The organism is Candidatus Sordicultor fermentans (assembly GCF_012728195.1).
GTDB classification, from domain to species: Bacteria; Atribacterota; Atribacteria; order Atribacterales; family Caldatribacteriaceae; genus Sordicultor; species Sordicultor fermentans.
In genome coordinates this window covers 1-5265 of record NZ_JAAYFP010000123.1, presented here as the reverse complement: position 1 = coordinate 5265, position 5265 = coordinate 1, and the positions used below count along the sequence as shown (strand labels likewise).

Here is a 5265-nt window from a genome sequence, read left to right as displayed (position 1 = left end):
CGGCTCGCCTTGCACGGGAACCAGAACGGCTCCGCTTTCAAACTGGGGACACCACCCTGAAAGGTACCAACCGTTGGCAATGTTTAACTCATCATAATAAATTAGCCCGCAAGAAAGATTTTTCAGGGTAAGAAGTTCCCTTACTTTTTGCAATCTGATTTCTAGTTCACTTGCCGGTAAAGACATAAAATCACCGCCTTTTTAAATTCATTTACTTACCTAAACTACGGGAGATTGTTTTTTGTCTTTTAGAGAAAGCGGAGCAGAAGCTGCTTCTTCAGGAAGTGATTTAGGGTGGCGAGACACCCAATGGTAATAAATACTGGCCGGCAAAAAATAATGAGCATATCTCCAATTTCTTATAGTTCTTTTTACCACTCGGGATAAGGAGTAAAATTGGCGGAAAATATAATTGTAACCATCCTGGAGTTCTTGAGGGGTCATGCGTAGAGGGTGGTAAACTACATGAGCAAAATCATATTCTCTCCAATCATAAGAAAAAATCCGTTTTTCTTCTGCAAGCTGTTTAAAAACCTCCGTTCCTGGAAGTGGAGTAAGAATAGAAAACTGGGCAAAATCTAAATTGACACCTTCCAAAAAACTGAGGGTTCGTTGAAAAATAGAAGAGTCGTCTTCGTCAAAACCAAAAACAAAGGAGCCAATTATCATAATGCCGTATTCATGAAATTTATCTATCAACCTTTTATATTTGCTTACTTTATTGAAGTTTTTATGCATCTTTTTTAGACTATCTTCGTTAATTGACTCAAAACCCACGAAAAGAGCAATACAGCCACTTTCGGCTGCCAGTTTCAATAACTCTTCATTTTCTGCCAGCTTCAAAGTCCCCTGGCTTATCCACTTTTTTCGAAAAGGAATTAAAGCTTGAAATAGCTCTCGAGAGTAACGAGGATTACCCACGATATTATCATCCAGAAAACCAATGATGCGAGCATTGGGATAATGACCGATCTCCTCTATCACCTCCTCCACCGGGCGATGACGATATCTGCGCCCCATAAAAGTAGAGACAGAACAAAATCCACAATTATGGGGACACCCCCTAGTAGTTTGGAAGACATGTCTCAGTAAATACCTCTTATCTAGTAAATCCAAGCGAGAACAGGGAAGCCCCGCTAAAGGCGGAGGACAATCATGACGGTAAAACTTTTTTAATTTTCCTTCTTCCAAATCTCCCAGAAGTTCTTCCCAGAGGCCTTCTGCCTCTCCTATTACCACACTATCGGCATGTTGAATAGCCTCATCAGGTAAAGCTGTAGGGTGAATACCCCCCAACGCTACCTTTGTTCCTCTCTTTCTAAACTCATCAGCAATATAATAGGCCCGATAAGCCGTAGCAGTCATAACTGTAATTCCTACCAGGTCCCATTTTCCATCAAAATCTATATTTTCCAGGCGCTCATCAATGATTTTTACTTCATGATGAGAAGGAGTTAAAGCTGCAAGAAGGGGCAGGCTGGCTTGGGGGAAAGGAACAACTCTCACCTTCCGCTGTAAATTATCTGTGCCCGGAGCAACAAGAAGTATATTCAAAAAATTTCCATCCTTTCTTCCTCGGAATGAGGGATTATATTTTACCATACTTTTATGATACAATTAAAACTATGAAAAGAGAAACTAAATTTTCCTTCCTGCTGCTATTACTAATTATCATCAGCTTTTTATGGGTTCCACTTGTACAAGCTCAAGAAAAAGTTATATTAGGAAAAGTAGAAGGAATCATTAACCCGGTTATTGAGCAATTTGTCGTCCGTTTAATAGAAGAGGGAAAAAAAGAAGAAGCTAAAGTCATTCTAATCCTCTTAGACACCCCGGGAGGGTTAGAGGAATCCATGCGTAACATGATTAAAGCTATTCTCCAGTCTCCCATTCCTGTAACTACCTATGTCTATCCCCCCGGTAGCCGAGCTGCCTCAGCGGGAAGTTTTATCGTTATGGCTTCTCATCACGCTTTTATGAGCCCCAACACTACCATTGGTGCTGCTCATCCTGTAACTGTGGAAGGACAGGAAGTAAGTGAAAAAATAGTCAATGACACAGCTTCTTTCATTAGAACTTTAGCAGAAACTCGAGGACGTAATCCAGAAATAGCGGAAAAAATGGTTAGAGAAAGCATTTCCCTCACCGAAAAAGAAGCGCAAGAAAAAGGTATGATCGACGGGATCGCTGAGAGCCCGGAAGAAATTATAGAATTTTTAGGGATTAAAAATCCTCAGATCATAGAAGTAAAGATGAAAGAAAAGGAAAAATTCCTTCACTTTCTCCTCAATCCCACCCTAGCTTACCTCTTTTTAGTGATTGGCGCTCTGGGAATTATATTCGAGCTTTCTAATCCCGGAGCTATTATCCCTGGAGTCTTTGGAACTATATTGTTGCTTTTGGCTTTTTATGCTTTTTCTATTTTTCCCATTAATTTAGCTGGCATTCTCTTCATCTTTTTAGGGCTCTTACTTTTTATTCTGGATCTTTTAGTTACTCCAGGAATAGGAGTACTAACTGCAGGAGGTGCAGTAGCACTCTTTTTTGGCTCCTTAATGCTTTTTGATATCCAAGGAGGGGTAACGCTGCCACTAAATGTTATCATAACCACTGTACTTTGTGTTGCAGCTTTCTTTGTATTTGCCCTAGGTATGGCTCTAAGAACAATGAGGAAAAAGGTAGTAACGGGGATAGAATCTTTAATTGGAGAAGTAGGTACAGCTAAAGAAGATTTGAATCCCGAGGGTTTTATAACAGTAGAGGGAGAACTATGGTGGGCCAGAGCAGAAAGTCCGGTTAAAAAAGGAGAAAAAGTGATTGTCTCTCAGAAGGAGGGACAAACTTTGATTGTTAAAAAGGAGGAATAAAAATGAGTTTAGTAATTTGGGTAATAGTAGTTATTGCAGTTATTTTTCTAGCCTCGGCAATTCGAGTAGTAAGAGAGTATGAGAGAGGAGTAATCTTCCGTCTGGGGCGTCTGGTGGGAGCAAAAGGACCAGGCCTTTTCTTTGTCGTACCATTTATCGATCAGCTAATTAAAATAGACCTGAGAGTGGTAACTATGGATGTTCCCAAGCAGTCTCTTATTACCCGGGATAACGTTCCTGTTACTGTAGACGCGGTAGTTTATTTTCGAGTGCTAAGCCCTGAGGATGCAATAACTAAAGTAGAAAACTATATAGCTGCTACTTCTCTAATTTCCCAAACTACTCTGCGCAGTGTGGTGGGACAATCAGAGTTGGACGAGCTTCTTATTCACCGGGATAAAATAAACGAGGCTCTACAAAAAATAATTGACGAAAAAACCGACCCCTGGGGGATAAAAGTATCAGCAGTAGAAATCAAAGAAGTAGTTCTTCCTGAAGAACTGAAAAGAGCTATGGCCCGGCAGGCAGAGACCGAAAGAGAAAGAAGAGCGAAAATAATTAGCGCCGAAGGGGAATTCCAGGCAGCAGAAAAACTCTCTCAAGCGGCTGAGATTATTGCCAGAAACCCCGTTGCCTTACAGTTACGCTATCTTCAAACCTTAAGCGATATCTCAGCAGAGACTGCTACAACAATATTTTTCCCCCTCCCCCTGGAGTTTTTGAAAGCCTTTGGAATAAAGGATTAAGCTTTTTAACCTCTGCTCCAGCTTTCTTTTATCTCTCCAAAATAAATAGAATGGTAATCGTCCTGGGGATAGAACTCATCGAGAATAGAGGCAATGAAGTTTCCGGCTTCTACCCTGGTTTTCTGTATTATTTCGCAGCCAAAGGCTACCTCGCATCCTTCAATAACTGGAACAGGAAAATCATTTATATTGACGGGGTTAAACCCACACTGGGAAAATTTATCCACCTCTCTTCCTGAGGTGCTACCACAGAAGTCAATTTCCTTTTTCCAGGAAGAGGGAGGAACACCCACCACAAAAAAAGGGTTTTCCTCTAAAAGAGAGAAGGTATGGCGAGAAGGTCGAACTAAAACGGTAATTATTGGCCTTCTCCATACTATCCCTAATTCTAACCAACCAATGGTCATCACATTAGGACGGAGGCTCTCCTTATCGTTAGAAATAAGGAAAACTCCTCCCAGATTTTCTAAAGTTTCTAGAGCTATTTTTCCAGCTTCTAACCAGTCACTTTTCCGAAAAGACAAAATTCCACCTCCCATGATAGTTTATATTATAATAAAACAGAAACAGGAGAAGGTCAATGCGAATAATTAAACCTTTCGATCCTTGGCAGGGGAAGTGGTGCAGTTGTCCTGCCAAATATACTCTCAACCCTTACACCGGTTGTGCCCATCGCTGCCTTTATTGTTATACTACTTCTTTTATCCCCCGGGCTTTCGAGGTGCGAGAAAAACCTGGTATCTTAAAAAAAGTAGAAAAAGACCTGGAAGAAATAGATTCTTCCCGATATCTCTCTCTTTCTAATTCTTCTGACCCCTATCCTCCGGAGGAAGAAAAGCGAGGACTCACCCGAGCGATTCTCAACCTATGCCGGGAGAAAGGTCTCCCCGTTCTTATTCTCACTAAATCCACATTGGTTACCCGGGATATAGATATCCTGAAAACCATGAAAGCAGCAGTAAGTATTACTGTCACCACTTTTAACTCCTCTATTGCTTCTGTTTTAGAAGGAGGAGCCCCATCTCCTCAAAAGCGGGCTCAGGCTTTAATTGAACTCCACGAGGCCGGTATTCCCACTATATTGAGGATTGACCCTCTTATTGCCGGAATCAATGATAAACCTGAAGAATGGAAAGAAATACTATCTCTTCTCTCTCCCTATGTAAACCAGGTGGTAGTCTCTACTTTTAAGCCACGGCCCGATTCCTGGAAAAGGATTACCACCACTTTTCCCTCCTTACAAAAAACCAAGGATTGGTATACCAAAAAAATAGGAAACAGTATTTATCTGGAAGACAACCGAAGAGTAAAATTGCTGGAAGAAGCGAGAGCCACCATTCATTCTTTCTCCCTTCCTTTTTCTTCGTGTCGGGAAGGGTTAGCTAACTGGAACGATTTGCCTTGCGATGGAAGTGATTTATTAGAAATTAATCGATAAAGTCCATTTCCTTAAAGCGAGAAATATCACTCGAGGGATAAAAATCCTCCGCTGTTTCATCACCACTACAGAGAATAGATATGGCTAACTCCTTCATTAAATCTATATCTCGAGGTTTGCTCAGAGTGTTACCCTCTTCATCTTTTATGACTCGTACTACAGGACGGATAGGCAAACCTTCGTTTAACTTTATTACTACCGCTGTTTCTCCACT

General features: G+C 41.1%; 6 protein-coding genes and 1 pseudogene. 3 read left to right on the top strand and 4 right to left on the bottom strand.

The window, feature by feature from the left end; genetic code table 11:
• A partial coding sequence (locus GXZ17_RS06585) for a hypothetical protein (RefSeq protein WP_409376496.1) occupies window positions 1-186 on the bottom strand: 186 nt, incomplete at its 3' end.
• A 33-nt stretch (window positions 187-219) separates the two neighbouring features.
• Window positions 220-1554: a B12-binding domain-containing radical SAM protein gene (locus GXZ17_RS06580; protein WP_409376495.1), complete on the bottom strand. Its 1335-nt coding sequence runs from the start codon at window positions 1552-1554 to the stop codon at window positions 220-222.
• Window positions 1555-1625: 71 nt separating this feature from the next.
• Here GXZ17_RS06580 and GXZ17_RS06575 point away from each other — a divergent pair, with 71 nt between their 5' ends.
• Together GXZ17_RS06575 and GXZ17_RS06570 are read left to right on the top strand one after the other, a co-directional pair.
• A complete protein-coding gene (locus GXZ17_RS06575) occupies window positions 1626-2867 on the top strand; it encodes an NfeD family protein (RefSeq protein WP_409376494.1) in 1242 nt (413 codons plus the stop codon).
• Window positions 2868-2869: 2 nt separating this feature from the next.
• Window positions 2870-3613, top strand: coding sequence for a slipin family protein (locus GXZ17_RS06570; RefSeq protein WP_409376493.1), 744 nt, complete (start codon window positions 2870-2872; stop codon window positions 3611-3613).
• Between the two features lie 5 nt (window positions 3614-3618).
• Here GXZ17_RS06570 and GXZ17_RS06565 read toward each other — a convergent pair whose 3' ends face one another.
• Window positions 3619-4137 (bottom strand): flavin reductase family protein, encoded by a 519-nt coding sequence (locus GXZ17_RS06565; protein WP_409376492.1) that lies wholly within the window; start codon window positions 4135-4137, stop codon window positions 3619-3621.
• A 56-nt stretch (window positions 4138-4193) separates the two neighbouring features.
• Here GXZ17_RS06565 and GXZ17_RS06560 point away from each other — a divergent pair, with 56 nt between their 5' ends.
• Entirely contained in the window at window positions 4194-5051 is an 858-nt protein-coding gene (locus GXZ17_RS06560) for a radical SAM protein (protein WP_409376491.1), read from the top strand.
• Here GXZ17_RS06560 and GXZ17_RS06555 read toward each other — a convergent pair.
• Window positions 5041-5265: pseudogene (locus tag GXZ17_RS06555) on the bottom strand (hypothetical protein); the annotation flags it as partial. The gene GXZ17_RS06560 and the pseudogene GXZ17_RS06555 sit on opposite strands and share 11 nt — an antisense overlap.